Genomic DNA, 25,845 nt, shown 5'->3' on the forward strand with positions numbered 1-25,845 from the left:
TGTTTTTTTCTACACCTATGCAATTTGTCTTGTTTCTTCCCACTCTTCATGAAAACTAATATCAATAAAAAAGGCCACGCTAATATCTAAGCCAAAAGCAACGCTTGCCCTGCAGTTGGTTGGGGAGTTATCATTAGATTTTTCTATGGCACCTTTCGCTTCAATAACAATGGTTACACCAATAGCTCCGCCTAAAAGTTCGGCGTGGCCGCGAAACATCATTATGGCTGTAATTGCTACCGTATTTCCGGTATCTGCATTTACTTCTATACTGGTCATAAATTGAAGACTGGCATTACCTACTACCGGTAAACCAACTGCCAGTTGCGCACCAAAACCAAATTTCATCGCCACGGCCAGAGCCGGCGCAGTGTCTGCGGTAAGTTTAAGGTCTACATTTCCTATTGCATAAATAGTTGCCCCGCCAATACTCACGCACATTACTTGCAAGCCACCGTGGAAAATAAAAAACGCCCCAGCCGTAGGAAGTAAATCTTTTGGATTGCTGGTAACTTTAAGAGCTGCGTTAAAATTAAAACCAAGACGCATACTTGCTTCTAATTTTAGCGGAACTTGGGGAGAGTTGTATAAATCTCCCATTGGAAATTGAATAAGACCAATTTCTTTTTTTGCCTCGTACTTATATTCCCAAATATTGGCGTTGTTGCTCATTGCGACTTGTAATCCTTTTTTAAGCGCATCTGCATAATCGTCTGAAGACAAATCTTTTAAAATTTCTAAAATCTGAATTACCGGTTCAACGGCATCGCTAAATTTAATTTTTGGTGTTGGTAAGGCATCCACATCAGCAGAAATCACTCCGCCAAAATTGGCTTCTTTTCCTTTTTCATTATTAAAGTTTCCTTGTACCGTCATCAAATCGTCAAACGGGCCTAAGCTTACTACCATCGCTAGGTTGTTTAACCTTCCGCGCCATTGATCTTCTAAATCTTCGGCAAAAGAATCTAGGTTATAATCTAATTTGCTTTCTCCTGCATCTGATTCATAATCAATTCTTATTTTAAAATGTTCTGTATCTATTAAATTGTATTCCGTAAAGGGAATATCAAAATTCAAGGCTTTGTTTATTTCGTCTCCAACTCCTTTTTTAAGCAATTGGTAGCCTTGATCTATTAATTTTTCTTCATCTACTTTCGGGATTATCTCCAAAAGCTCGTATACTTTTTTGGCTCCATCTGTCACGTCTTGTAATTGTTGAAAAAGAGCATCTACAGTGCCGTTTTCTAATTTTCCTTTTAGCAATTCTACGGTTTCGCCAAAATCATCTACAGCATCGCCAATATTGGGAAAAATCCCTTTTGAATTCAATAAACGATAGCCATCTGCTAACAAGGGTGGGGTTTTGCTTAAAAGTTTGTTGATACCTTTTTGAAAAGAAGGCGTTAAGAAAAGTACTTTTTGTGTGTCTAAGTTTTGTAAGAAGCCGTAGTTGATAGTATCTAAGGCTATCGTCTGCCGCAATAATTCGGTAGGATTTGCAATTCGCTGTAAGTTTTGTAAATCGGCTTCATCTATTAGCTTACCTAAATCCCATTTTCCTTTACGGATTAGCGGAACAGACATCGCGGTGTCTAAAGGTGTTACCGTGCCGTCTTTTACGGTATGTTTTACCATTGTCCAGCTTCCTTCTTTTGGCAGAACTACCGAGCCGCGCGCTGCTACTATAAAAATGGGTTGTTCGTTTTCGTCTTTGGCGTTGTTTACATCTATACGGTTTATTTTCATGTATTGATCTGTCCCGGCAATTTTTATCGTACAGTTTACCGGTCCGCCAATAGAATTGTTTTGAAACTTGAGCAAACGTTCTAAAACCTCTGGGGTTAGTGCCGTGCCTGGGGGAGATAATTGCACAAAACCTTGTACACCTTTGGAGGCAACCAGATTTGTTGTAGTATTATCTTGGGTAGAATTTTGTCCTTCAATAACATCTTCTATGGCAATATCTGCATCAAAAGTTAAACCTTGCAAGATTACTTCTTTACTAGTTCCTTCGGTTTGCATCGTATCCTTATACTCTAGATTATTGTCTTCGCGAATATTACGAATGTTGTACAGACCGTGAACCAAACCTGCATGGTATTCGTATGGATTTGGCTCATTGTTTATCCCGAAATAAAATTTACCATCACTTTCTGCTTGCCAGCCACTATCTAACCTGGCAATATAACCGTTGCTTAAACGTAAAATAGTAATGGTGCGCACTACAAAAATTCCCCAAGGGTAAATAATACTTTTTACTTGAACCACTTCTTGTGCGGTACGACCGGTAGCTACATTAAAAGTAGCCTGACTGGTTTCCGCGAAAGCGGCATTTTTATTATACCAGTCGCTAAAAATATTTGCGCCATAACCGCTTAGACCTATTTTGTTTAAAGGAACTCCAGGCCGAGCTACATCGTCTAAATTATTTGAAATTTCACCAAATTCGTTGTTGAATATTTTATGCACACTAGCACCCAAAGTACTGTAATTACCTTGTCTGCCGCCCATATCCTGAACATTTGCCAGCTGAATGGTCATGCCTTGAAATAAGTCGCCTTCTGTTGCAAAAGAGCTGCCGGCAGTAAGTTCTAACTGTATGCCGCCCTTAATGTTTTCTTTAAACTTTGGCGCAACGTTTTTTATAGTGGGAGCTTTATCTTGTCCAGATCTTTTGTCTAAAACACTTAAACCCCACATGCCAAAAGGCAAATTGAAAGAAGCATAAGTAATAGCATCATCTTGATTTTTATATACTTTTTCTAAATAATTAGACAAAGGGATAGGCGCCAAGGGAACAGCAGTTTTGCTGAGGTTACCAATATAGGTAGGAAAACCATCGTTGGGGAAATAATTAAAACCTTGCCGCGGATCGTTAGCTTCATTGCTGGTAATAACTTGTTCGGAAAAATTAAATATTGGCTCCCAAGAAATTTGTGGCAACATAAAAGCCTGTGCATTTATACCTTGGGTAAGCATAGCCATCTTTTCCATCTTAAAAGGAAAATCCCAATCTTCTGCACTATTGGTATATGCCAAACGGGTAGATGATTCGTATTTTTTATAGCTTATTCCAATTTGATTGGCATTGCTACTAACATCTAATAAAGAAAACCTATTTGCGCTATGTACATTTAGTGCAATCTCGCTTATAAGACTACCAATATTGTTTGTTTTATCTTTTTCTGTTGCTTTAAATGGAAGTTGTTCTTTTGTTAAAGATCTTTCTTTGGCCAATAAAGGTTTTAAAATTTTATGATGTTCAACGCGCAGTTTTTCTTCTTTAGATCTGCCGGTTTGCGTATCGCTTTCTTCTTCTGAAGCTGTGGCATCTTCTGCTTTGTTTGCTGTAGTAAAACCTGCGGTTCCAAACTGAAAATCGGTGGTTACTTCTTCTTCACTCCAAATGCTTTTGTTACTAATGGTAAAGTTTATGTCTGCTTTTCTATAAGCAGTTGTCTTTTTTTTCTGTTTGTTTTTAGTTGTGTTAGAAAAACTAGAAGCATAGGGATCTGGCAGGGTAGGTAAGTAGCTAAAAAGTCCGAAAATACTAATAAGTTCTCCGGCGTTTACGGTTTGAAAATTTTCATCGTAAGTACCTTTAAAAAATACTCCCATTGGCGGACTGGTGGTTAATAGAGCATTTTGTAAAGCAAAGGCTATAGGTTTTATAACTTGATCTTTAGGGTTTGCATTAGGAAAATTGTCGTCTAGAATATCAAAATCAATTATAGAAAGTCCGCGTTTAGCTTCTTTTCCTATAAAATATAAAATACTTTTTTTGGTCTTAATAGCAACCGGTTCTGCATTAACCTTAACCGGCCGATCAATACTAAAGTCTAAATTGGCAAAAGTGGCAAGGTTTTCTTCTCCTTCCGTCTTAGCGATGATATACACGCCGGTCTCTTGATTATAGCTAATACCAAGTTTGGAGGCGAATGCCTTTGGGTCGTTTTTGTCTTTCCATAAGTTTACATTTTGCTGCAAACCTTGGCCATTACTTTTTTCGTCATACACTAACAAACCAACTTTGGGAGCAAAAAATATAAAAGGCTCTGTAAATAAAAGTTTTTCTTCCCTGTTTTTAATATTGGCTGTTAAGCCTTCTTTAGTTTCAAATAGCAAACCGCCGTTACTATCTGCTTCCAAAGGGTTTTGCAGGTCTATTGGGTTGCTAAATAAAGTCCAATAAGTTTTTTTTAAGGCAGCCTTTCCTTCAATATTCACCAAGCCGGCCTCACATTTTTTTATATTAAAGTGCTGTGATTTCGTTGTTATTGGAATGGTAATACTAGCTATTTGCTCTTTATAAGCTAGATCTTGCGAATGGTTATAAAACAGTTCGTATTCTGTATCGTAGAGTTTTGCATAAGCATCTGCAAGGCTTAAAATTTTACTTTGTTTATTTTTTAAGCTAAAGCTGAATTTTTTGGGAAGTTTGCTTTCGGTATTTCTAGCATCTATACCAAAAATCGAATCGTTTGTGGCGGCAACTTCTTTTTGTTCTAAGTTTAAATTTACAGTAATGCTTGTGGTTTTGCTTACGGTAATTTTATCGTTTTCTTGCTTGGTTGGCAATTTATCTAAAAAGACACTGCCTTTTTTTATCCGTAAAGCACAATAATGATCTTCTGGAGCAGTAGAACTTAATAGTTTTGCACGTATCCATATTGTATTGCCGGCAAGTTCATAAAGCCGGGTTTGTTTAAAAAGCTTACCTACGATTTCTTTTTCAATTTCCGGGTTTTCCTGAATGCGTTTTATGCGTTTGTCTTTTAATGGGCGTCTTTTTTTTATGGGTTGGTTTTTCTTTTCTAAGTCTAGCTGCTTGGCTATTTTCTTATTTTTTTTAGCTTCCAAAACAGCTTTTTCTTGCAGTAAAAACGGTAAATCCTGCAAAATAATAGGAAGTCTAAAACGCCTGGTTTTAAACAGAAGAGCGGGCAAAGTTTGTCCTTCTATATAAAGAGAATTGAGTTTGGTAAAAATAGGATAATAGTCAAAAATCAAATCGGTTCCGTCTTGTAGTGTAAAAGGACCTTTGGTTTTTTCTATGCGCGCACCAGCATAAACCGGCACCATATTTTTTAGCAAAGCGGTTTGTTTGGCCTCCTTAAAATTTGTGGTCTTAAAAGCAGATTTGCGCACTTTTATATGTGCTGATTTTTTTCCTCTTAATGGTTTTACCTTTTTTAGAACTTTAGCAATGTTTTTTCTGTCTATAGACTCCGTTTTTGCCAAAGGCTCTTCCACTAAATCAGAAGGAATATCGTTTAAAAGACTTTCTTGGCTAAGTAAAATTTCGGCTAGTGATTGCTGTAAATTTTCAGTACGTTTTCCCTTTTTACCGGTGTCTTTTTGCTGGTCGCCTTTAAGGTTGGCAAGTAGTTTATATAACTTATTTTTTTCCATAATAATGCCGCATCTATTGGTATGCACAAGTTAGATAGTAAGAAGCTTTTCTAAAATAGCTACTGGTAGTCATTTTTATGTAATTCTTTAGGTCTTACGTTTTATTTTTTCCGTAAAGTAAACAGGATAATTGCTTTACGGAAGCGACAAGTGCTGCCATAAAGCAAAAGCCTTCGTGAAGTATTTATAGGTATATTCGTCAAAAAAATAGAAGGAGTAACAATTATGGCAGAAATGGTAAAAATTATTCCGTATCAAGACCAATACAAAGCAGATTTTAGGGCTATAAATTATGAATGGTTAGAGAAATATTTTGAGGTAACAGCCTTAGATAAAAAGTTTTTTGATAATCCCAGACAAGAGATAATAAATTGTGGCGGTTATATTTATTTGGCCGTATTTGACCAAAAAATAATTGGTTCTGTTGCTTTAGAACGCATAAACAACAAGGAATTTACATTGGCAAAAATGGGCGTAAATAAAAATTACCAAGGCAAAAAAGTAGGGCAATTATTGCTGGAAAAAGCCTTAGAGAGAGCAAAAGAATTAAATTTAGACAGCCTTGTTTTATATACCAACCATAGTTTGGTTAGCGCTTTAAACCTCTACACCAAATACAAATTTAAATTTGTGCCGGTAAACAACGCCGCTTTTTCTCGCGCAACGGTAAAAATGCGATTAAAGTTTTAGTAAAAAGAGAATTAAACCTTGATTTATAGCTGTTTATCAAAACCTTCTTCTTTCCCATTCATAGGGTTTACATAAAGTTCTTGCACCAATATTAAAATGATAAGTACTAACGGAGTGGCAAAAATAACACCCCAAACACCTGAAAGTGCACCAACAAAAACCTGAGCAAGAATAATTAATGCTGGCGGTATTTTAACCAGTTTTTGTTGTGCTTTTGGGGTAATTAGGCTACTTTCTATAAACTGCACTACAAAATATAAAATTGCTACGGTTAGCGCCATGGTAGGACTTTGCGATAAACCTACCATAATAGCCGGAACGGCAGAAACAAGCGGACCAAAGTTTGGAATAAAATTGAGCAAACCGGCCAAAATAGATAAGGTAAGCCATCTGGGCACATCCAGCAAGATTAAACCAATAGCGGTTAGTGCAAAAACACCAAACATGGCAATAAACTTTCCTGCCAGCCATTTGGTTAAACTAGATCCCAAATGTACCATAAGTTCTTTTGCAGAAGTTCGTTTTTTAGGAGGCACAAGTTGAAGAATCCCGTTGGCATAAATTCCGGGAGCAACGGTAAAGAAAATTCCCAATAAAATTAAAATGTAAATATTAATAATACCTCCCAAAGTTGCATCAAAAAAAGTAGATAAAAAGCTAGAAAATTCTTCCGAAGATTTAATTGCTTCTGCCTGAACAATTATTTCTCTTCCCAGCGGACTTTTGTTTAAAAGTTGTTCCACATCTTCTACCATTTTCGGAAAAGACTGTTGTATTTCGGTAGCATCAGATACTACGGTAGAGCCCACCAAATAAAAAATTCCGCCAAATAATAAAAACGATACTAAGACAGAAACCGTCAGCGAAATATGGGGTCTCCAGTTAAATTTTCGTTGCAAGAAAATACTAATTCCTCTAAAATAACAAGCTATAAGTGCGCCGGCCAAAACCAATATGACCAAGTCAAAAGTGGCTTCAATTATTAAAAGAGCAGTGGCAATAAACGAAAATATTAAGCCAACAATCCACACTTTTTTGACAAAGCTATACTCTCTTTCTTGGTTTTTTTCTTGCGACATTGATTTAAACTTAAGTTTGAAAGGTAAGAAGTTTTTTAAAAGGAAAATATAAAGAAAGCCTAAAAATCAAACGAACTTTTAAAATAAACTGTTATTTTCTTTACGGAATTTTAAAGTGATTCTTAAAATATTATGAGCAAGTCTGCCCTTTCGGGGAAATAATAATAAACGAAATTACTTTCAGAACCCAAATCTAAAATAATACTAAAAAAAGTATAAACTTGCTAAAAATACGTTAAGCTAAAAGGCATTTTAATGGGTTTTTTATATTTTCCGTAGTAAACCAAAAACCAACTATTTGTGGAAAATTTTTACCGAGAAGAAGCTACCGATGTAGTCGAAAATTTTGGAGTAGATCCTGAAAAAGGTTGGAGCAAGGAAGAGGCTAAAAAAGCGCTAGAAGAACACGGTCGCAACAAATTAGAAGAACATAAAGGTAAAAGCATTTGGGAAATTATTTTGGCGCAAATCAACAATCCCGTGGTTTATTTGTTGGTCGCGGCTACAATTTTGGCTTTTGCAATGGGCGATCTCGCCGAAGGAATCGCCATAACAGTAGTACTTTTAATCAACACCATTATTGGTTTTTGGATGGAATATCAGGCCCAACAATCCATGCAGGCCATAAAAGAAATAGATAAAGTAAAAGCAAATGTACTTCGGGAGGGGAAAGAAGAAGAAATAGATGCAGAAGAAGTGGTGCCGGGCGATATCTTAATGGTAAATGCAGGCGACTTAATTACCGCCGATGCCCGCGTAATAGAAGCTACCGAATTTAAAGTAGATGAAGCTGCCCTTACGGGGGAATCGGTACCCGTCGATAAAAAACCGGAACTTATTCAGGAAGAAAAACAGGTAGCCGACCGCAAAAATATGGTTTATAAAGGTACGCCCGTTACCGGTGGAAAAGGAAAAGCCATTGCTGTTGCCACCGGAATGAATACCGAAATGGGCAGTATTTCTGCAATGGTGCAAGATCAGGAAGCCAGCCAAACTCCTCTGGATAAAAAATTGAATAAACTTACCAAAGTGCTTATTTATGTAATTCTTGGGCTGGCAGCAGCTTTTTTCGCTTTTGGTTACTTTGCGGGCAAAGAGGTGTATTTATTGGTACAAACCGCCATTGCCTGGGCTATTGCCGCCATTCCGGAAGGTTTGCCAATTGTGGCCAGTATTGCGCTCGCACGCGGAATGTTGCGTCTTTCCAGAAAAAATGTGCTTATAAAACGCTTGAGTGCGGTGGAAACCCTGGGCGAAACCACCGTAATTTTTACCGATAAAACCGGAACCCTTACCAAAAACGAACTTACTGTAAAAGCTTTTGCCGTTCCCGGCGATAAATACTGGAAGGTAAATTGGGACGACGACAAACCAAAACTTCCCGATACCGAAAATGCAGAAAACCAGGATAATTTTAAAGCTTTATTTAAAATATGCGTTCTGGCCAACGATGCTTCTTTACAGGAAGATGGTAACGATGCCAAAGGCGATCCGCTGGAAATTGCTTTACTGAATTTTACCAAAGCTTTCGACAAAGAAAAATTTCAGAAGCATAAAAAATTACAACGAAAATTACACGATCCGTTCGATTCCGATTCTATGGTAATGGGAGCGGTTTACGAAGTGGAAGACGGTTTTTATATGGCCGGAAAAGGTTCTGCAGATAAAATTCTGGAACGCTCTAAAAAGATTTTGGTAAACGGCGAAATAAAAGAGCTTTCCGATGAAGATAAAAAAGAATGGCTCGAAAAAAACAATCAACTTTCCAAAGACGGTTTACGAGTCTTAGGCTTTGCTTATAAAGAGCCAAAAGAACTTCCGCAAGGCGATGCGAAAGAAGATTTTCTGTACGAACTGGTTTTTACCGGTTTGGTAGGCTTTATAGATCCGCCGCGTAAAGAAGTAGCCAACAGTATGGATATTACTAAAAACGCCGGAATAAAAGTTGTAATGGTTACCGGAGACCATCCTGGAACGGCGCAAAACGTGGCCAAAGAAGTGCATCTTGCCAATGAAGAAGATGAGCAGGAAAGCGTTGTACACGGAAAAGATATGGGCGAGGAATTAAATAAAGAGGCCGAAAAAGTAGTGGCCACTAAAGTATTTTCGCGGGTAACGCCCGAACAAAAATTAAAACTCATCGAATTTTACCAAGAACAGGGCGAAATTGTGGGAATGACCGGCGATGGTGTAAACGACGCGCCCGCCTTAAAAAAAGCCGATATCGGCATCGCAATGGGAAAACGCGGCACGCAAGTAGCCCAAGAGGTTGCAGATGTAGTTTTAAAAGACGACGCCTTTCAGTCTATCGAACTGGCCATTGAGCAAGGTCGCATTATTTTCGGTAATATTAGAAAGTTTGTGGTGTATCAACTTTCCTATCATTTAAGCGAGATTATCATTATCGCCTTAATGAGTTTTACGCTTTTTGTTTTACCAATTTTACCGCTGCAGTTATTGTTTCTCAACTTACTTTCCGATGTTTTTCCGGCGCTGGCGTTGGGAATTGGTCGTGGAAATTCCGGCGTGATGGATTTGCCGCCAAAAGACCCCGAAGAACCTATTATTACCAAAAAGAACTGGACGCAAATCGCCGTTTACGGACTAATAATCGCGGCCAGTGTGAGTGGCGCTTATCTTTATGCACACTTTGTATGGGAAAGTCCCGAAGATATTACCAACAACATTGCCTTTTTTAGCTTGGCATTTTCGCAATTTCTGCACGTTTTTAATATGCGCGATGGCACCGAAGGCTTTTTCAATAACCAGGTTACGCGCAACAAATATGTTTGGATGGCCGTAGCTTTATGTTTTGTGACGGTAATTGTAAGCTATTTTATTCCCGGTCTAGCCGAAGTTTTCAACTTTCAAGATTTAGAAATGCGGGTTTGGGTGCTCATCGCAATAGCCAGTTTATTGCCTAGCGTTATTATTCAGCTGATTAAATTTATCAAGAAAGATTTTTAAGTCGGTTTAGCTGTAGCTGAAAAATTAATTCTATAAAAAATAAAGGGCAATTTCCATAAACTCTAATTAACTTAAACTTTTACCCTACTAATGCTTTATGAATCAAACTTCTTTTAAGGTTTTTACGGAAAAAACTATCTGAAAAAATTTGGATAAAGTAGATGATTTTTGGCTTTCGCCGGCTTTTTTTCTATTGGTGAAAGAAGGAGAAGTGAAGTTAGTGGCGCAATAGTACCATAATGCAAGAGCCTATACGTTAAGTGTTTCGGCTAGACAAAATCCGGTAGAAATAACCGAAATGTCTTCCAACTACTCACTTTTATTTTTGAAATACGAGCTTCAAGAAATGCGGAAAATGTCTTAGCTCAATCTCGTATTCTTTCTTTAAAGGGTTGGGCTATGCCTTCGCTAAGCTGAATAAGCAGAGTTTTATTTTTAGTTATTTTCTCAACTCTTTGGCACTGGTAATATTGCCATGAACTATTTCAACTTCGTCTTTAAACGAAGCAATTTTTTTTAACGGCTTTTGATGGTTTTTCATCAAAAACAGTTAGTCGCCATTTGTCTCGGGAAACTAAGTGTTTTGGAACTTCATTTCTAAGGAAAAACTATTTTGCAAGTAAAATTACAGCGGAAAAATAAAAAACCCGTCTTGGCGATTATGCAGACGAGTTTTTTTACAGAAATACTATTCTCTTCTTTTAAAAATCGTAGGTTATAAATATTGAGAAATTTCTACCTGGATCATTAATAGGAACATTTTCAAAACCGGCTTGATTTATATACGAATAGTTTAAATGATTGTGGTAGGTCTTATCAAAGACGTTTAAAACTGCCAATCCAATATCCAAATTATTCCACGGTTTAAAGCCACCTCGAATATCTAGTAAACTATAACCAGGCGTGCTTTCTTCGCCAAAAGATTGTGCAATATCATCTTGCTCAGAAGTAATATTATAATCTACTTGTGCCCAATACTTTTCTTTTTCCATTCCTAAACTTAGTTGGGTGGTAAGTGGTGGAGTTAAAGCAATAGCTTCATCTAAATCTTTGTTTTTGGTGTATACGTAAGCAATTTCCGCCCCAGCGAAAAAATCTTTGTAGAAACCTACGCGTATATTTGCTTCTAAACCAGTTTTATAGGCATCGTCTATGTTTATAAAACGTTTTACTTCTTGGGGTGGCATCATGGGCATAAATTTCTTGTCTAAACTTGGGTCTATTACCGCGGCAATGTAATTTTCGTATTTAGAATAATAGGCAGATAGGCCGTAAGAAAGTTCATTAAAAATACCTTCAAAATTCTGTCTTCCTTTTAAGCCCAATTCTATTTGGTTGTTAACTTCTGCATCTAAATACGGATTGCCAACATATTCGTGTCCGTCCATCCCCACAGAAAAATGATTAATATACCGCTCTATCATACTTGCAGAGCGCACGCCGCGACCTATGGCTAATTCCAGATTATGTTTTTCACCTAAATCTTGCTGCAAAGAGATATTTCCTGAAAAGTTATGCTCCTCTGTTTGGTCTAAATTTGGGTAAAGTTCTTTAAAATCTTCGGCTGGTGCTTGGCTTTCGGCAAGAACCAAATCATAACGTACGCCGGCAGTTAGAGAAGTTTGATTACTGAATTTATACCTGCCTTCTATAAAATAACCAAAATCGTTAATATAAGAATCTTGCCAAATAGCATCTGTAAAATACATTGGCTCCGGTAAAATTTCTCCTTGCATATTGCGCTTTACTTTACGGTTACGATCACCTTCTCTGCTAATTAAAAGCGCATCTACGCCCGTATATAAAGTGAGTTGGCTGGCAGGTTTTAAAGTAAATTCTACTTTACCGCCGGCTGTATGCGACTCTACCGGCGAAACTGCTTCGGTACTCATTGCCATTGGCCGGTCTAAATTACTCATCACGTGATCTACATAAGAATAATAAACCTTTGCAGTAATTTTACGAACAAACGGACTCACATATTTATAGTTATAATCTAACGAGAGTGTAGAACTGTTGTCTTCTTCTGTGTCCATCATCAAACCGGCGTGCAAAATATCGCGCCCAAAAGATTGTTGCCATTTTGCACTTATTTCCTGATTGTTAGAGAGCTTATAGCCTATTCCTAAATCATAATCTATGGTTCTGAAAGAAGAAGGAATTTCGTTGCCATCGCCATCTTCATAATTGCCAAAATCGCGATAAGCAATTCCGCCAGAGAGCTTAAATTTTTCGGTAACTTGGCTTAAACTTATACTTCCTACAAAAGCATTGGCATTGGTTTCATAGCCGGAGCTTACACTTCCGTGGAAACCTTCGTTATTATAATTTGCCGGTTCGCTTACAAAATTAATAATACCGCCAAAAGTTGCGCCGTAGCGAACCGAAAACGGCCCTTTTATTACTTCAACTTCCTTAATATCGTCTGGATTAACGTGGCTGGTAATTGGGTCCATACGGCTGGGACAAGAATTCATGGTTTTTGTTCCGCCATTAAATTGAATATTTAATTGCTCATATTGCGCCGCTCTAAACGAAGGATCTATCGAGTAACTGCCGCGTTTTATAAGATGAAATCCGTTTAAATCTCTAAACAAATCTGTTACGTTCTTGGGTTGTACCACTTTTTTGGTCAAGTCTACTTTTTGCTTGATCATAAGCGGTTGGGTAATTATCCGGCCTTTTAACATAACCGGTTCTAAGGTGTTTACTTTTGTGGTATCTGTTGGGGTAACTTGGGCTGCTGCGTTTAAACAAAACGCCATACTTAGCAACCCGAAAAAAATATTTTTCATCGGTTTATTTTTAACAATAAGAGGTGATGCCGTAAAAAATTACAGCTTTAAAATAACTAGAAATACGAAAGTTAAATTACCCGATGGGCGGATGAAATATTTGAGTTTGCAAAAGGTGTTGGTAATGGTCTTGATGCACCCAATTTACTTTATTAGAACGAACTTGAAGTAGGTTCAGCGTAAATAAATTGGTGTTTTCATAAAAGAAAAAAGCCTCTTTCCAGTCGGTTACGGCTGCGGGAATATCTTTTTGATCGTGATTGTTTTCTGCTGCTAATTTGGTAAGGTAGCATTTACCGTTACAATTTAATTCTGGCTTATCTGTGTTTTCGCAAAATTGCGCTACAAAACTGGAATTGGCTCCAAAATAATAGCCATACGCCATAGAAAATTTGGTGCTGTTTATTATAACCAGCGAAACCAGAAGACAGGCACTTATTTGTTGCAATTTTTTCACAGAACAAAGATAAGGGTGGGTTAGAGATTGCTCTATGATTTTTATCAGTAAAAAGCTAACTTTTTAAACCCGGGAAAGTCTATTTTGGTAAAAAGTAAATAAATAATTCTTTTCCTTGCCTTGGCGGAATAGAGTTATAGGCGGTTTCTAACTTTTTAAAAGAAAAGTGGTTTTTAAAATACTCTTTGTATAATGCTTTGTTGCCGCCAAACGGGGGTTTGGTTTCATTTAAGGGCGCATCAAACAAAAGACCGACTAACTTGCCATCATCTGCTAACAAATCGTGCATTTTTTCTACGTATTTTTTCCGTAAAGAGGGATCTAAAGCGCAGAAAAAGGTTTGTTCTAAAATCAAATCGTATTGACCTTTCAGCTTAAAAAAATCTTTTTGAATTAAATTCTCTTTCGGGAAATTAGGTTCGCGTTGCAATAAATTTTCAAACGGAACGGCAGAAATATCTACCACAAAGACATTTTTAAAACCTTGTTTAAAAAGATATTCTGCTTCGTAAGAATTACCACCCCCGGGAATTAAAATTTTTAAATCTTTATTCTCTAATTGGTCAATATATTCTTTTATGGGTGTAGCAACGTAGCCAATATCCCAACCCATATCTTGGTTTTGATATTTGCCGGTCCAAAAATCTTGATCAAAACTTTGCATTATTCAGACCAATTCATATAACCGCCTTCTAAATCGTATATTTCCGTAAAACCCATATCTACCAGTATTTTAGCAGCTTTCTGACTTCTGTTACCAGAGCGGCAATACAAATAAACCGGCTCGTCTTTATCTAATTTTCCGGCATATTTTCTAAAAGCATCTTTTTCAAAATAATTCAGCAATTTTGCATCGGCAATATGGCCTTCGGCATATTCTTTTGGCGTGCGTACATCCAATAATTGTATGTTATTATCTTTAATTGCTTCCGCAAAGTTATCTTTTCCTAAGATAGTAATAGCGTCTTTTTTCTGCGCGTTTCCCACAAAAACAAAGCATATAAGTAAGAGAGAATTCAATAATAATTTCATAGCTATTTTATTTTTTTCAAATTTACGGAAATTTTTCAATAGCAAAAAACAAACGGAATAGTCTTTGCATCAAATAATTACATAAATAAAAACGCAATTTTTTATATAAATTGACGTTCTTTGCAGTATAAATTTAAAAAGCAAACGATGAAGAAATTTTTAATGATTTTTTTTATGGCCTTAACGGTCGTAGCCTGTTCATCTGACGATGACAACCAAATTACTCCAGAAAATAATGATGACAATCCCAACAATCCGCCACAAGAAGAAGTAGTGGTTACCGAGGGCAGTTTAGCATTACGTGCAACTTTGGAAGAAATTAAAGACTTTGCAAACTTAAGAGCGCAAACCGATTTGTGTTTCAATTTTGATTATCCTATCAATTTAGAATACAACAATGGGACTACAGAAAGTATTACAGATTATGAAGCTTTGTTAACCGCACTTTTAGAAGAAACGCAAACCGAGCATATTACCGGAATAGAATTTCCGTTTACGGTAATTCAAGAGTCTGGCAATACCGTAATCAATTCTGAAGCAGAGTTTCAAACCTTGGTTGCAGACTGCAATTATGATATTGTAAGTGTGCAAGATGTAGTAGTTGCGACGCAATTTTGTTTTGAAGTAAATTATCCTGTAACCATGTATGTTAATGAAGATACGCCAACGTTTAACAACCAAAGTGAAGTAGAAGCGTATTTTGGTGGTGATATTACCAATATAGAAGTTTTAGGATTTGATTATCCGTTTTCGGTTACCTTAACGGAAACAAACGAAGAGCTTCAAATAGAAGACGATTATGCCGTAGTAAATTTAATAAACAATATTTGTGGCATAAATTAGAAGCGACCTTAAAATTTTGTAAAGCTTTTGTTTTACGAATAAATTTCGCTTATCTTGGGATTTAAGAATTACCAAAAAAAGGAGGCAATGTGAAATTCGCCTCTTTTTTTCGGTTAAAACCGAAGATTATGAGTAGAGGATTTGTAAAAGAAGACGACCAAGAAGAAGCACCAATTATACCGCCAAGAGCAGCTTTGCCAGATGGCGTGACCAATTATGTAACACCACAAGGTCTAAAATCTTTGCAAGAAGAACGTAAAGAACTAGAAAATGAACGCGCAAACTTATCTTCTGAAAACGAAACCGAGCGTCGCCGCGCAGCAATGTTAATAGATGGTAAACTTAACTTGTTGGTAGATCGTTTAAGTTCTGCTCAAGTAATCTCGGCCACAGATCAACCAAAAGACGAAGTTAGGTTTGGAGCATTGGTAAAATTTAAAATGAACGGAAACATTCAGAAATTTCAAATAGTTGGCGTAGACGAAGCAGATGTAAAAAAACAAAAAATTGCTTTTACCGCGCCAATTGCCAAGGCTCTAAACGGTAAAAAAGTAGGGGAGGAAGTTACTTTTAAACTGGGTGACGAAAACAGAAAAATAGAAATTTTAGAAATCTCTTATCCATAAAAATGAAAGTAGATAATCTACAACAAGGTTATTTTGGTATTGGTATTCAAAACGGCAAAACCCCCGAAAATTTGGGGGTTTTATGGCGTTCTGCACAAAATCTTGGCGCGAGTTTTATTTTTACCATTGGCAATCGCTACCAAAAACAAGCATCAGACACGCATAAAGCCGTTGGCGCTTTACCCTATTTTCATTACGATACCTTTACGGAATTTTACAAACACTTGCCCAAAAGTGCTTTGTTAATTGGCGTAGAGTTAACCGAAACTGCAGAAGCTTTAGAAAGTTTTAAACATCCGCGGCGGGCTGTTTATTTACTGGGTGCAGAAGATCACGGCCTGAGTAAAGAAGCCATAGAAAAATCGCATAGATTGATAAGATTTCATTCCAGATTAAGTCTCAATGTTTCGGTAGCGGGCAGCATTGTTATGTACGACCGCAATACAAAAGGCACGCACGTTTATTAAGAAATTTGCACCGAGTTTTACTTTTGCTTTAGGTGTCAAAATTAAAAATTCAGAACTTATTTCTTAAACGCAAATACTCGTGTGCTGAATAAAATTTAATTTACTGCTAAACTAATTCAAGTATAACAACTTCTTAACAGCACTTTTATTGACTTTTGTGTAGCTTGAAAATAAAAAATTATGAATCAAGTTATTTTACTGAATGAACGACCAAAAGGCGAACCCAACGACGAAACTTTTCGGTTTACCGAAGAAAAAAAACCAACACCACAAGAAGGTGAGGTGCTTTTAAAAACAAAATATGTTTCTGTAGATCCGTATTTACGCGGAAGAATGCGCGATGAAAAATCATATATCGAGCCATTTGAAGTTGGCAAACCTATTAATTCGCTTATAATTGCTGAGGTTGTTGCTTCAAAAAATAAAAACTTACAGGAAGGCGATTTTGTTTCGGGTATGTTATCTTGGAAACAATACCAAACTTCTAAAGGCGAAAACTTACAAAAAGTAGATGCAGATAAAGCGCCGCTTACTGCCTATTTAAGCATTTTAGGAATGACAGGTTTAACCGCTTATTTTGGCTTGCTAGATATAGGAAAACCAAAAGAAGACGAAACCGTTTTAGTTTCTGGAGCAGCCGGCGCCGTAGGAAGTGCAGTTGGTCAGATTGCTAAAATTAAAGGCTGTAAAGTAATTGGCATTGCCGGAAGCGACGAAAAAATAGAAATGATAAAAGAGAAGTTTGGTTTTGATGCAGGCATAAATTACAAGACGACTTCTAATATGAAAAAAGCCATTGCCGAAAAAGCGCCAAGCGGCGTAGATATTTATTATGACAATGTTGGCGGCGAAATTTTAGATGCTGCTTTGGCTAATATTGCACGTAATGGGCGTATAATAAATTGTGGGGCAATCTCTTTATATAATTCTACTGAAACGCCAACCGGACCGCGGGTAGAAACTACTTTAATTAAAAAAAGCGTTTTGATGAAAGGTTTTACCGTAGGCGATTACCAAGAGCGTTTTAATGAAGGTATGCAAGAAATGGCCAAATGGTTACAAGCAGATAAATTAGAATTTGAAGAAACTATAATAGACGGTTTTGATGCTATTCCTAAGGCTTTTATGGGCTTGTTTTCGGGAGAAAATAAAGGAAAAATGCTGGTAAAAGTTTTTTAATTTTTACCGATCTTTTATTTTTTCTATAGCATTTTGAATGGTTTTATCGGGTTCTATAATGTTGTTTTTGCCCCAAAATTCAGGATCTCGAAAACCGGAAATATCATCTGTCATCACCACCGAAGGTTTTATATATCCGTCGGTTTTTTTAAGGTTTTTGATATTTTTCTCTTCTTTGGTAATCATCATTTCGCTACTAATCGTATAGCGAGAGTTGAATAGTTTTTTATCCCAATTTACTTTTACTTTTAACATAGCTTTACCGTAGCTATAATGCCACTTACCGTTTTCAGCAATATAATTTACTACATAATGGGTTTCTAAAGGTGTAACTTGAGAATTACTTGGTTTTCGATAAACCAAAAAATCTGTTGCAGCAGCTTCATCATCTACATTTAGTTTATAATCTGCTTTTACGAGACTATAAGTTTCTGCATCTATATAAAGTTTACCGTAATACCAAACATCGTTTTTATTGGTGTCTTCAAATCTTACAACGTGAACATAACGTCCGTAAAGCGATGTTGGTTTTTTTAGACTGAATTTGTAATTATTTATACTTCTATCGTAAAATAAATAATCTGGATATTTCATCAAATCTAGATATAGAGTAGAATAGGGCCCGCCGCGCAGTTTAATGGCTAGAGTGTCTAAACGCGAATAATCTGTATACTTACGCGCTTTTTTTATCGCAATATTTTCTTTGTTCCAAGAACGGTAAGGGCGTTTTTTTAGGCTTACCACCGCTTCAGATAGCGATACATTCTGGTTACCACGCTTTACGGTTTCTCTATAAAAAGCGGTATAAAGAGCATCTTTTTTTAAATAATTTACATCTCGTTTACTAAGCATTTTTTGTACTAAGCCTTGGGCATTACTTGCTTGGTATATTTTTACCGCTTCTAGACTCTCTGCTTTAGAACCGCGTTTTCGTAAAAAAACCTGCATATTTTCTTCCGTAAAGTAATTTAAAGCAACAGATTTGCTTTGGTAACCAATTTTTGAAGTAGTTACCGTGGCATTTTTAATACTGTTCGGGATTTTTAAAGAAAATCTGCCTTCGCTATTGCTAATACTTGATATTTGCTGATTTTCGACTTGTAAAACCGCTCCGGCAATGGCTTCTTCCTTAGCGGCATCTAAAACAATACCTTTATATTCTGTATATGTACTATCTTGCTGAAAAGCATACAAGCAATTTGCAGACAGTAAAAAAATTAAACTGAAAATAATATAATAATATCTTTTATTTATACAGCGTTTTGATAGCATAGTAGTAGGGTTTTACCTTATCAATATACTGAATTTTAGCCACTAACAAAAGTTAATTTTTTCTGTTTTTTGTATAAAATGGAATTAGCTTTTATTCTTTCCGTAAAGTTTATTTTGTTTTATTTTTGCATAAAGAATAAAAAAAATGGCTTCACAACGCAGCGGTTACTACCCGCCAACAGAAGAGAAATGGAATGTGTATACGCACGCTTTTGGTTTGGTAATGAGTTGTGTAGGACTCATTTTTTTAATTTTACGCGCCAATAGATTAGAAGGATATGTGCCTTTAGTAAGCTTTAGCATATTTGGGGCAAGTATGATTTTGTTATATGCGGCTTCTACATTTTACCATAGCGCCAAAGAAGAAAAAATACGTTATCATCTTAATATTTTAGATCATGCTGCCATATTCGTTTTAATTGCAGGAACATACACGCCGTTTACCTTAATAACTTTGTCTGGTTTTACGGGATGGCTAATATTTGGTATTGTCTGGGGAATTGCTCTTTTAGGAATAATACTAAAATTATTTTTTACCGGTAGGTACCGTCTTTTATCTACAATTATTTATGTTTTTATGGGAACCATAATACTTTTTGCTATAAAACCATTAACCGAAAAATTACCACTTAACGGATTATATTGGGTTTTAGGTGGTGGCGTAGCCTACGTATTGGGTGCGATTCTTTTTAGTATTCGTAAAATACCTTTTAACCATGCAATATTTCATGTAATGGTTTTACTCGGATCTTTTGCCCACTATATGGCAATTTACCATTATGTACTACCGGGTTAAAACTTATCACTTTCATGAAGAGGTCTATCTTCATACCAATCGTTAAATTTTTTATTGGTAGAATAATGATCGGTCAAAACTTTATATACGGTTACGAACCATACTACTTGACCAATAGTTGCAGTATAGAATACCCAATCAAAGCCTAAGTTTACGCTCACGAATAAACTTGTTAAAATAAGTAGGAGGGTAGTAAAGAGTACTAATATTATTGCTGTATTTTTCATTTTTTACTTTAAGTTAAGCAATTATCAAGTAATTGTTCTTAATAAAGTTTTAAAAATCAGACTTTTATATCTATTTTAAGTGAATTTTAGCAAAATTGACTTGCTTTATGTAAATTAGCGGCTATTTGAAAAAAATTAAGTTATGAAACTAACATTGCAGCTTTTATTTTGCGCAATTTTCTTGTTACCTGCTTATCAAATGCAAGCGCAAGAAAACCAAACTAAAAAAGTAGATAACCAAGCCATTTTTGATGAGCTAATGTACAGGCGCGGAAACACCTACCGCACAGCATCCGGTAAACCCGGTCCCGAATATTGGCAAAATCAAGCAGATTATGAAATTGAAGTAGAGTTAGACGATAGTGCTAATACCATAACTGGGAATGTGCAAATTACCTATACAAATAACAGTCCGCAAAATTTAGATTTTGTTTGGTTGCAATTAGAGCAAAACAGGTTTACACACGATTCTCGTGGAACGCTTACCACACCAACCGGTGGTAATCGTTATAGCGGAAATGAATTTGGCGGTTACGATATTCAAAACGTAAAAGTAGACGGAGAGTCTGTCGAGATTTTTATTACCGATACCAGAATGAAAATTTATCTTCCCGAAACTTTAGAAAAAGATGGCGAAGATGTAGAAATAAGCATGAATTTTAGCTATAAAATTCCACAAGAAGGAATGGATAGAATGGGCCGTTTAGATGTAAAAGACGGTACTATTTATGCAATGGCACAATGGCACCCAAGAATGGCCGTTTTTGATGATGTGGTTGGCTGGAACATCGAACCTTATTTAGGTGCGGGAGAGTTTTATTTAGATTATGGTAATTTTGATTATAAAGTAACCGTGCCGGTAAGTCATATTGTTGTAGGCTCGGGAGAGTTGCAAAATCCCGAAGAAGTCTTGACAGAAAAACAACAAGAACGTATGGAAGAAGCGCGTAAAAGCAATGAACGCGTGTATATTATTAAACCAAAAGAAGTTGGTAGGAATTCTAGCCGACCAAAAAATTCTGGGAAACTTACTTGGCATTTCAAAATGGAGAATACTCGCGATGTTGCCTTTGCTTCCTCTAAAGCATTTATTTGGGATGCCGCAAAAATTAACTTGCCAGAAGGTAAAACGGCTGTAGCACAATCTGCTTATCCAAAAGAAAGCGATGGTAAAAAAGCTTGGGGAAGAAGTACAGAATATACCAAAGAATCTGTAGAATTTTATTCTAACAATTACTATCCTTACCCTTACAAAACCGCGGTAAATGTTGCGGCCAATGTTGGCGGTATGGAATATCCGGGAGTTTCTTTTTGTAGTTGGCAAAGTAAAGAAGCTTCGCTTTGGGGCGTAACAGATCACGAATTTGGCCACAACTGGTTCCCAATGATTGTTGGCTCTAACGAAAGAAGGTATGCGTGGATGGACGAAGGTTTCAATAGCTTTATTAACCATTACAGTACATTAAATTTTAATAATGGTGAGTATCCCTCAAGATTAGGAAATGTAAACGTAATTCAACGCTATTTAAGAAACGAAAATCGCGAAAGCATTAACACCTATCCAGATGTTACCAATCTTAGAAATTTAGGTTATACCGCTTATTATAAGCCGGCAGTTGGTTTAATTATGTTGCGTGAATATATTTTAGATACAGAAACTTTTGATAAAGCTTTTAATTCTTATATAGAAACCTGGGCGTACAAACACCCGCAACCAAGTGACTTTTTCAACTTTATGGAAAATGCAGTAGGAGAAAACCTTAATTGGTTTTGGAGAACCTGGTTTTACGGAAACGGTAATATAGACATTGCTGTTAAAGAAATAAAAAAGCATAAAGATGGTTTTATGATACATTTGAAAAATAATGGCGAAATACCAATGCCTGTAAAACTAAGTGTTACCTATAAAGATGGTAGTAAAGAAAAAGTAAACTTACCTGTCGAAATTTGGCAACGTGGAGACAAATGGGAACATTTGTTAAAAACGGAAAAAAAGGTCGAAAAAGTTCAATTTGATGCAGATGGTCAAGTAACCGACATCAATAAAGACAACGATCTTTACCAAGTTTCTTCTGAAAAATCAAATTAATAATTAGTATTTGGTAAAATTGATTGTAAGTTTATAGCCCTTAACCTTTTGGTTAGGGGTTTTTTGTTTTTATTGATAAATGTCCGATTATATTAATTAAAACAAATGACGCTTCAATAACAGCAAAGAGTTTGAGTGATTTTATACTATGGCTACTAGCTTTAAAGCTTTTTATTTTTCAATGGCCTAAGCGAAATTTGCGTTAAAAATGATGGGAGTGGAGGGCCAAGCAAACTAGCGCTAGCTGCAAAAATTGGATAGAAACAAGCAAAACTTTGAACTTTAAAATTTATGAAAGCCTGCGAGTACCTTTAGTTTGCGCCGTAACGAGGGAGATTTTTAGCAAAGTTCGGTTGAGCCTAGACTTTTTTGGTTCGTTTTTTTGTCAATGAAAAAAATGAACAACCAAATTTTATTGAAAATAACTATTGTTAATTTTAAGAGCAAGTTTTATTAATCGGGCAATAATGATTTTTATTATAACCAAATGTTAGAGCTTGTAATAGCCTACAAATTTTTAAAGTATATTTGCATCCTAAACTTTAAACGCGCAAACAATGGCACACAAAGCAGGTTTTGTAAATATTATAGGAAATCCAAATGTAGGAAAATCTACGCTTATGAATGCTTTTGTAGGCGAGCGTTTATCTATAATTACCAGCAAAGCACAAACTACACGCCACCGTATTTTAGGCATTGTAAATGGAGAAGATTTTCAAGTGGTTTTAAGCGATACCCCAGGCATAATCAAACCCGCTTACGAGCTACAAGCATCTATGATGGATTTTGTAAAATCTGCTTTTGAAGATGCAGACGTTTTACTTTATTTGGTAGAATTGGGTGAAAAAGAACTAAAAGACGAAAATCTTTTTAAACGTATAACCACCGCAGAAGTTCCGGTTTTGTTGTTACTGAATAAAGTAGATAAAGGCAACCAAGAATTGGTAGAAGAACAAGTAAAGTTGTGGCAGGCAAAAGTTCCCAATGCAGAGGTTTTTGCAATTTCGGCTTTAGAAAATTTTGGGGTGCCAGAAGTTTTTAACCGCATTGTAGAGTTATTACCGCAGTCTCCGGCATTTTATCCTAAAGATGCTTTAACAGACAAGCCAGAACGCTTTTTTGTAAACGAAATCGTACGCGAAAAAATACTTATTCATTATAAAAAAGAAATTCCGTACAGTGTAGAAATAGAAACCGAAGAGTTTTTTGAAGAAGAAGACATTATACGTATGCGAAGCGTAATTATGGTTGAGCGCGAATCACAAAAAGGTATTATTATTGGCCATAAAGGCAAAGCAATAAAACGTGTAGGAATGGAAGCCAGAAAAGATCTCGAAAAGTTTTTTGGTAAGCAGGTACATATAGAATTGTACGTAAAAATAAACAAAAATTGGCGCAGCAGCGACAGCCAATTAAAACGTTTTGGTTATTCTAACCAATAATAAAATAAAATTTTAGTTGGGTGTACCTCTACAAACCAACATTTTAGCCGTATTTTTGCCGCGTAAAAATTTCAACTATGAGCAATATTGTAGCCATTGTAGGACGTCCTAATGTAGGAAAGTCTACCTTTTTTAACCGCCTAATTCAACGTAGAGAAGCTATTGTAGATTCGGTTAGCGGGGTAACACGTGATAGACATTACGGAAAATCTGACTGGAACGGAAAAGAGTTTACCGTAATAGATACCGGCGGCTATGTGGTAGGAAGTGATGATGTCTTTGAAAAAGAAATAGACAAGCAAGTAAAACTGGCCATAGACGAAGCAGACGTAATTATTTTTATGGTAGATGTAGAATTTGGTATAAACCCGATGGATCAAGAGGTTGCCAAATTATTGCGCCGCGTAGATAAACCGGTTTTTCTAGCCGTAAATAAAGTAGATAGCGCCGTTAGAGAAGAAAGCGCTATAGAATTTTATTCACTCGGGTTGGGAGATTATTATACCATTGCCGGGATAAGTGGTAGCGGTACCGGAGATTTATTAGATGCCGTCGTAGAAGCTTTACCGGAGAAAAAAGAAGATGCAGAAACAGATTTGCCACGTTTTGCCGTGGTAGGAAGACCAAACGCAGGAAAATCTTCGTTCATCAATGCTTTAATTGGCGAAGAACGCTATATTGTTACAGATATTGCCGGCACCACGCGCGACTCGATGGATACGAAATACAATCGTTTTGGGTTTGAGTTTAATTTGGTAGACACCGCAGGAATCCGTCGTAAGGCAAAGGTAAAAGAAGATGTAGAGTTTTACTCGGTTATGCGTAGTGTGCGCGCCATAGAGAACTCAGATGTATGTATTTTATTGTTAGATGCTACGCGTGGTTTTGATGGGCAAGTACAAAATATATTTTGGTTAGCGCATCGCAATAAAAAAGGTATTGTAATCTTGGTAAATAAATGGGATTTGGTAGAAAAAGAAACCAAAACCGTTAAAGAATACGAAAAGCACATAAGGCAAGAAATAGAGCCCTTTACAGATGTGCCAATTTTGTTTATTTCGGTAACCAGCAAACAACGTATTTACAAAGCCATAGAAACGGCTGTAAATGTTTATAAAAACCGGAGCCAACGCATAAAAACACGTAAATTGAACGACGTGATGTTACCAATAATTCAAGATAACCCGCCTCCGGGGTACAAAGGTAAATATGTAAAAATCAAATTTGTATCGCAAATACCAACCCCAACACCGCAATTTGCTTTTTTCTGTAATTTGCCGCAATACGTTAAAGATCCGTATAAGCGATTTTTAGAAAACAAAATCCGTAAAGAATTTGATTTTACCGGCGTGCCCATTAGTATTTTTATGCGGAAGAAGTAGAGAAGTTTCAAAGCTTCTGCTTACAGTAATTCTTGCATTTCGTATTATCAGCGTGCAACATTTCGGCATTTAATATTCTTATAAGTAATTAACCAATTAGGCACGAAATGTCTTTTAAAAATATATTCGCCCGGCTTTTTTTAGGCCGGGTTTTTTGTTTTTTTCGCTTCCGCGGAAATCTTGCCTAAAAATCAAAAAAATAACAGGCAATCAAAAAACGCTTGAGCTGGTTGTGTAGGAAGAAAAATAAGTTAGCGGTATAAAGCAATTTATAAAAATTGGTTTACCAACTGCCGCCAGCGCCGCCGCCGCCAAAGCCTCCGCCACCAAAGCCGCCACCAAAACCACCGCCGCCAAAGCCGCCTCCGGAAGAGCCGCCGCCAAAGCCGCCGCCACCGCCAAACATACCGCGACCAAGGCTGCTTAAAATAATAGCATCAAATAAAGTGTCGGAGCCGGAGCGTCTTCCGCCATTTTTGCCGCCGCCTTTATTCTTTTTAATAATAGAGATTATGATAATTATAAAGAAGATAGCAAAGACAATAAGTTGTGGCGGGATACCTTTTCTTTGCGATTGTTTGGGCATTCCGTCAAAAGTGCCGTTTAATACCTGAAAAATTGCTGTGGTGCCTTTATCCAAACCTGCATAAAAATTATTACGTTTAAATTCCGGTAGGATAATTTGATTAATTATTTGTTTAGATTTGGCATCGGTAAGGTATTCTTCTAAGCCGTAACCGGTGGTAATCCAGATTTTTCGGTCTTCTTTAGAAAGCAAAATAAGCAAGCCGTTATCTTTTTTACTTTGACCAATTCCCCATTCGTGCGCCCATTTTGCAGAATAAGTCCCAATATATTCCCCATTTAAACTGGGAATGCTTGCAATAACTATTTGCGTAGAAGTGGTATCTGCATAATTTACCAATTTTTGTTTTAAGTTTCTTTCTTCCGCATCGGTTAGCATATTGCCACCGTCGTAAACGCTGGTTTCTTTGTTGGGTTTTTTGGGGATGTTCAATTGTCCGTAACCAGAAAAAGCAAAGCTTATAAAAAGAAAGAATAATAATAAATTACGCATAAAAGGTTAATG

19 protein-coding genes are annotated in these 25,845 nt (G+C 36.5%); 10 read left to right on the forward strand and 9 right to left on the reverse strand.

The window, feature by feature from the left end:
• Positions 1 to 15: 15 nt before the first annotated feature.
• Positions 16 to 5,412 (reverse strand): hypothetical protein, encoded by a 5,397-nt coding sequence (locus tag FKR84_RS04205; RefSeq protein WP_141420947.1) that lies wholly within the window; start codon positions 5,410 to 5,412, stop codon positions 16 to 18.
• Between the two features lie 225 nt (positions 5,413 to 5,637).
• Here FKR84_RS04205 and FKR84_RS04210 point away from each other — a divergent pair, with 225 nt between their 5' ends.
• Positions 5,638 to 6,102 carry a GNAT family N-acetyltransferase gene (locus FKR84_RS04210; RefSeq protein ID WP_141420948.1) on the forward strand — a complete coding sequence of 155 codons (465 nt, stop codon included), beginning with the start codon at positions 5,638 to 5,640 and terminating at the stop codon, positions 6,100 to 6,102.
• 23 nt (positions 6,103 to 6,125) lie between these two features.
• Here the strand turns inward: FKR84_RS04210 and FKR84_RS04215 are convergent, their stop codons facing one another.
• On the reverse strand, positions 6,126 to 7,181 hold the full coding sequence (locus tag FKR84_RS04215; protein ID WP_141420949.1) for an AI-2E family transporter: 1,056 nt from the start codon (positions 7,179 to 7,181) through the stop codon (positions 6,126 to 6,128).
• 300 nt (positions 7,182 to 7,481) lie between these two features.
• Here FKR84_RS04215 and FKR84_RS04220 point away from each other — a divergent pair, with 300 nt between their 5' ends.
• Positions 7,482 to 10,148 (forward strand): cation-translocating P-type ATPase, encoded by a 2,667-nt coding sequence (locus tag FKR84_RS04220; RefSeq protein WP_141420950.1) that lies wholly within the window; start codon positions 7,482 to 7,484, stop codon positions 10,146 to 10,148.
• 701 nt (positions 10,149 to 10,849) lie between these two features.
• Here the strand turns inward: FKR84_RS04220 and FKR84_RS04225 are convergent.
• The 4 genes from FKR84_RS04225 to FKR84_RS04240 form a co-directional block, all read right to left on the reverse strand.
• Positions 10,850 to 12,943, reverse strand: a complete 2,094-nt coding sequence (locus FKR84_RS04225; protein ID WP_141420951.1) for a TonB-dependent receptor domain-containing protein — start codon at positions 12,941 to 12,943, stop codon at positions 10,850 to 10,852.
• Positions 12,944 to 13,019: 76 nt separating this feature from the next.
• A complete protein-coding gene (locus tag FKR84_RS04230; protein ID WP_141420952.1) occupies positions 13,020 to 13,391 on the reverse strand; it encodes a hypothetical protein in 372 nt (123 codons plus the stop codon).
• Between the two features lie 88 nt (positions 13,392 to 13,479).
• The gene (locus tag FKR84_RS04235; protein WP_141420953.1) at positions 13,480 to 14,064 is read right to left on the reverse strand and encodes a methyltransferase domain-containing protein; all 585 of its coding nucleotides are present in this window, start codon (positions 14,062 to 14,064) and stop codon (positions 13,480 to 13,482) included.
• Positions 14,064 to 14,432 carry a rhodanese-like domain-containing protein gene (locus tag FKR84_RS04240; protein WP_141420954.1) on the reverse strand — a complete coding sequence of 123 codons (369 nt, stop codon included), beginning with the start codon at positions 14,430 to 14,432 and terminating at the stop codon, positions 14,064 to 14,066. Before FKR84_RS04240 ends, FKR84_RS04235 begins: the two co-directional genes overlap by 1 nt.
• A 147-nt stretch (positions 14,433 to 14,579) precedes the next feature.
• On the opposite strand from FKR84_RS04240, the gene FKR84_RS04245 reads away from it, so the two are divergent.
• From FKR84_RS04245 to FKR84_RS04260, 4 genes are all read left to right on the forward strand, one after another.
• On the forward strand, positions 14,580 to 15,275 hold the full coding sequence (locus FKR84_RS04245) for a putative periplasmic lipoprotein (RefSeq protein WP_141420955.1): 696 nt from the start codon (positions 14,580 to 14,582) through the stop codon (positions 15,273 to 15,275).
• A gap of 128 nt (positions 15,276 to 15,403) precedes the next feature.
• Positions 15,404 to 15,901: a GreA/GreB family elongation factor gene (locus FKR84_RS04250; protein ID WP_141420956.1), complete on the forward strand. Its 498-nt coding sequence runs from the start codon at positions 15,404 to 15,406 to the stop codon at positions 15,899 to 15,901.
• Positions 15,902 to 15,903: 2 nt separating this feature from the next.
• A complete protein-coding gene (locus tag FKR84_RS04255) occupies positions 15,904 to 16,368 on the forward strand; it encodes an RNA methyltransferase (protein ID WP_141420957.1) in 465 nt (154 codons plus the stop codon).
• A gap of 180 nt (positions 16,369 to 16,548) precedes the next feature.
• Entirely contained in the window at positions 16,549 to 17,547 is a 999-nt protein-coding gene (locus tag FKR84_RS04260) for an NADP-dependent oxidoreductase (protein WP_141420958.1), read from the forward strand.
• Between the two features lie 3 nt (positions 17,548 to 17,550).
• Here FKR84_RS04260 and FKR84_RS04265 read toward each other — a convergent pair whose 3' ends face one another.
• Entirely contained in the window at positions 17,551 to 18,819 is a 1,269-nt protein-coding gene (locus tag FKR84_RS04265) for a carboxypeptidase-like regulatory domain-containing protein (protein WP_141420959.1), read from the reverse strand.
• A 145-nt stretch (positions 18,820 to 18,964) separates the two neighbouring features.
• Here FKR84_RS04265 and trhA point away from each other — a divergent pair, with 145 nt between their 5' ends.
• Positions 18,965 to 19,615, forward strand: a complete 651-nt coding sequence (gene trhA / locus FKR84_RS04270; RefSeq protein WP_141420960.1) for a PAQR family membrane homeostasis protein TrhA — start codon at positions 18,965 to 18,967, stop codon at positions 19,613 to 19,615.
• Here trhA and FKR84_RS04275 read toward each other — a convergent pair.
• Positions 19,612 to 19,776, reverse strand: a complete 165-nt coding sequence (locus FKR84_RS04275; protein ID WP_233357662.1) for a hypothetical protein — start codon at positions 19,774 to 19,776, stop codon at positions 19,612 to 19,614. The two genes, trhA and FKR84_RS04275, sit on opposite strands and share 4 nt — an antisense overlap.
• Positions 19,777 to 19,984: 208 nt before the next feature.
• On the opposite strand from FKR84_RS04275, the gene FKR84_RS04280 reads away from it, so the two are divergent.
• The 3 genes from FKR84_RS04280 (at position 19,985) to der (ending at position 24,755) form a co-directional block, all read left to right on the forward strand.
• A complete protein-coding gene (locus tag FKR84_RS04280) occupies positions 19,985 to 21,931 on the forward strand; it encodes a M1 family metallopeptidase (protein ID WP_394348477.1) in 1,947 nt (648 codons plus the stop codon).
• A gap of 557 nt (positions 21,932 to 22,488) precedes the next feature.
• Positions 22,489 to 23,373 carry a GTPase Era gene (gene era / locus FKR84_RS04285; protein ID WP_141420962.1) on the forward strand — a complete coding sequence of 295 codons (885 nt, stop codon included), beginning with the start codon at positions 22,489 to 22,491 and terminating at the stop codon, positions 23,371 to 23,373.
• Between the two features lie 77 nt (positions 23,374 to 23,450).
• Complete coding sequence (gene der, locus FKR84_RS04290; protein ID WP_141420964.1) at positions 23,451 to 24,755, forward strand: ribosome biogenesis GTPase Der; 1,305 nt, start codon at positions 23,451 to 23,453, stop codon at positions 24,753 to 24,755.
• Between the two features lie 283 nt (positions 24,756 to 25,038).
• On the opposite strand, the gene FKR84_RS04295 is transcribed toward der, so the two are convergent.
• Positions 25,039 to 25,833 carry a TPM domain-containing protein gene (locus tag FKR84_RS04295; RefSeq protein WP_141420966.1) on the reverse strand — a complete coding sequence of 265 codons (795 nt, stop codon included), beginning with the start codon at positions 25,831 to 25,833 and terminating at the stop codon, positions 25,039 to 25,041.
• Between the last annotated feature and the right edge of the window lie 12 nt (positions 25,834 to 25,845).

It is taken from the genome of Haloflavibacter putidus (assembly GCF_006546625.1).
Taxonomy (GTDB): Bacteria; Bacteroidota; Bacteroidia; order Flavobacteriales; family Flavobacteriaceae; genus Mesonia; species Mesonia putida.

Excerpts from the sequence above, each read along its gene's own strand:
- FKR84_RS04260 (WP_141420958.1), top strand. The coding sequence starts at position 16,549 with ATGAATCAAGTTATTTTACTGAATGAACGACCAAAAGGCGAACCCAAC.
- FKR84_RS04240 (WP_141420954.1), bottom strand. The coding sequence starts at position 14,432 with ATGAAATTATTATTGAATTCTCTCTTACTTATATGCTTTGTTTTTGTG.
- FKR84_RS04215 (WP_141420949.1), bottom strand. The coding sequence starts at position 7,181 with ATGTCGCAAGAAAAAAACCAAGAAAGAGAGTATAGCTTTGTCAAAAAA.
- FKR84_RS04245 (WP_141420955.1), top strand. The coding sequence starts at position 14,580 with ATGAAGAAATTTTTAATGATTTTTTTTATGGCCTTAACGGTCGTAGCC.
- FKR84_RS04210 (WP_141420948.1), top strand. The coding sequence starts at position 5,638 with ATGGCAGAAATGGTAAAAATTATTCCGTATCAAGACCAATACAAAGCA.
- FKR84_RS04280 (WP_394348477.1), top strand. The coding sequence starts at position 19,985 with ATGAAACTAACATTGCAGCTTTTATTTTGCGCAATTTTCTTGTTACCT.
- der (WP_141420964.1), top strand. The coding sequence starts at position 23,451 with ATGAGCAATATTGTAGCCATTGTAGGACGTCCTAATGTAGGAAAGTCT.
- trhA (WP_141420960.1), top strand. The coding sequence starts at position 18,965 with ATGGCTTCACAACGCAGCGGTTACTACCCGCCAACAGAAGAGAAATGG.
- FKR84_RS04250 (WP_141420956.1), top strand. The coding sequence starts at position 15,404 with ATGAGTAGAGGATTTGTAAAAGAAGACGACCAAGAAGAAGCACCAATT.
- FKR84_RS04235 (WP_141420953.1), bottom strand. The coding sequence starts at position 14,064 with ATGCAAAGTTTTGATCAAGATTTTTGGACCGGCAAATATCAAAACCAA.
- FKR84_RS04255 (WP_141420957.1), top strand. The coding sequence starts at position 15,904 with ATGAAAGTAGATAATCTACAACAAGGTTATTTTGGTATTGGTATTCAA.
- FKR84_RS04295 (WP_141420966.1), bottom strand. The coding sequence starts at position 25,833 with ATGCGTAATTTATTATTATTCTTTCTTTTTATAAGCTTTGCTTTTTCT.
- era (WP_141420962.1), top strand. The coding sequence starts at position 22,489 with ATGGCACACAAAGCAGGTTTTGTAAATATTATAGGAAATCCAAATGTA.
- FKR84_RS04205 (WP_141420947.1), bottom strand. The coding sequence starts at position 5,412 with ATGGAAAAAAATAAGTTATATAAACTACTTGCCAACCTTAAAGGCGAC.
- FKR84_RS04225 (WP_141420951.1), bottom strand. The coding sequence starts at position 12,943 with ATGAAAAATATTTTTTTCGGGTTGCTAAGTATGGCGTTTTGTTTAAAC.
- FKR84_RS04265 (WP_141420959.1), bottom strand. The coding sequence starts at position 18,819 with ATGCTATCAAAACGCTGTATAAATAAAAGATATTATTATATTATTTTC.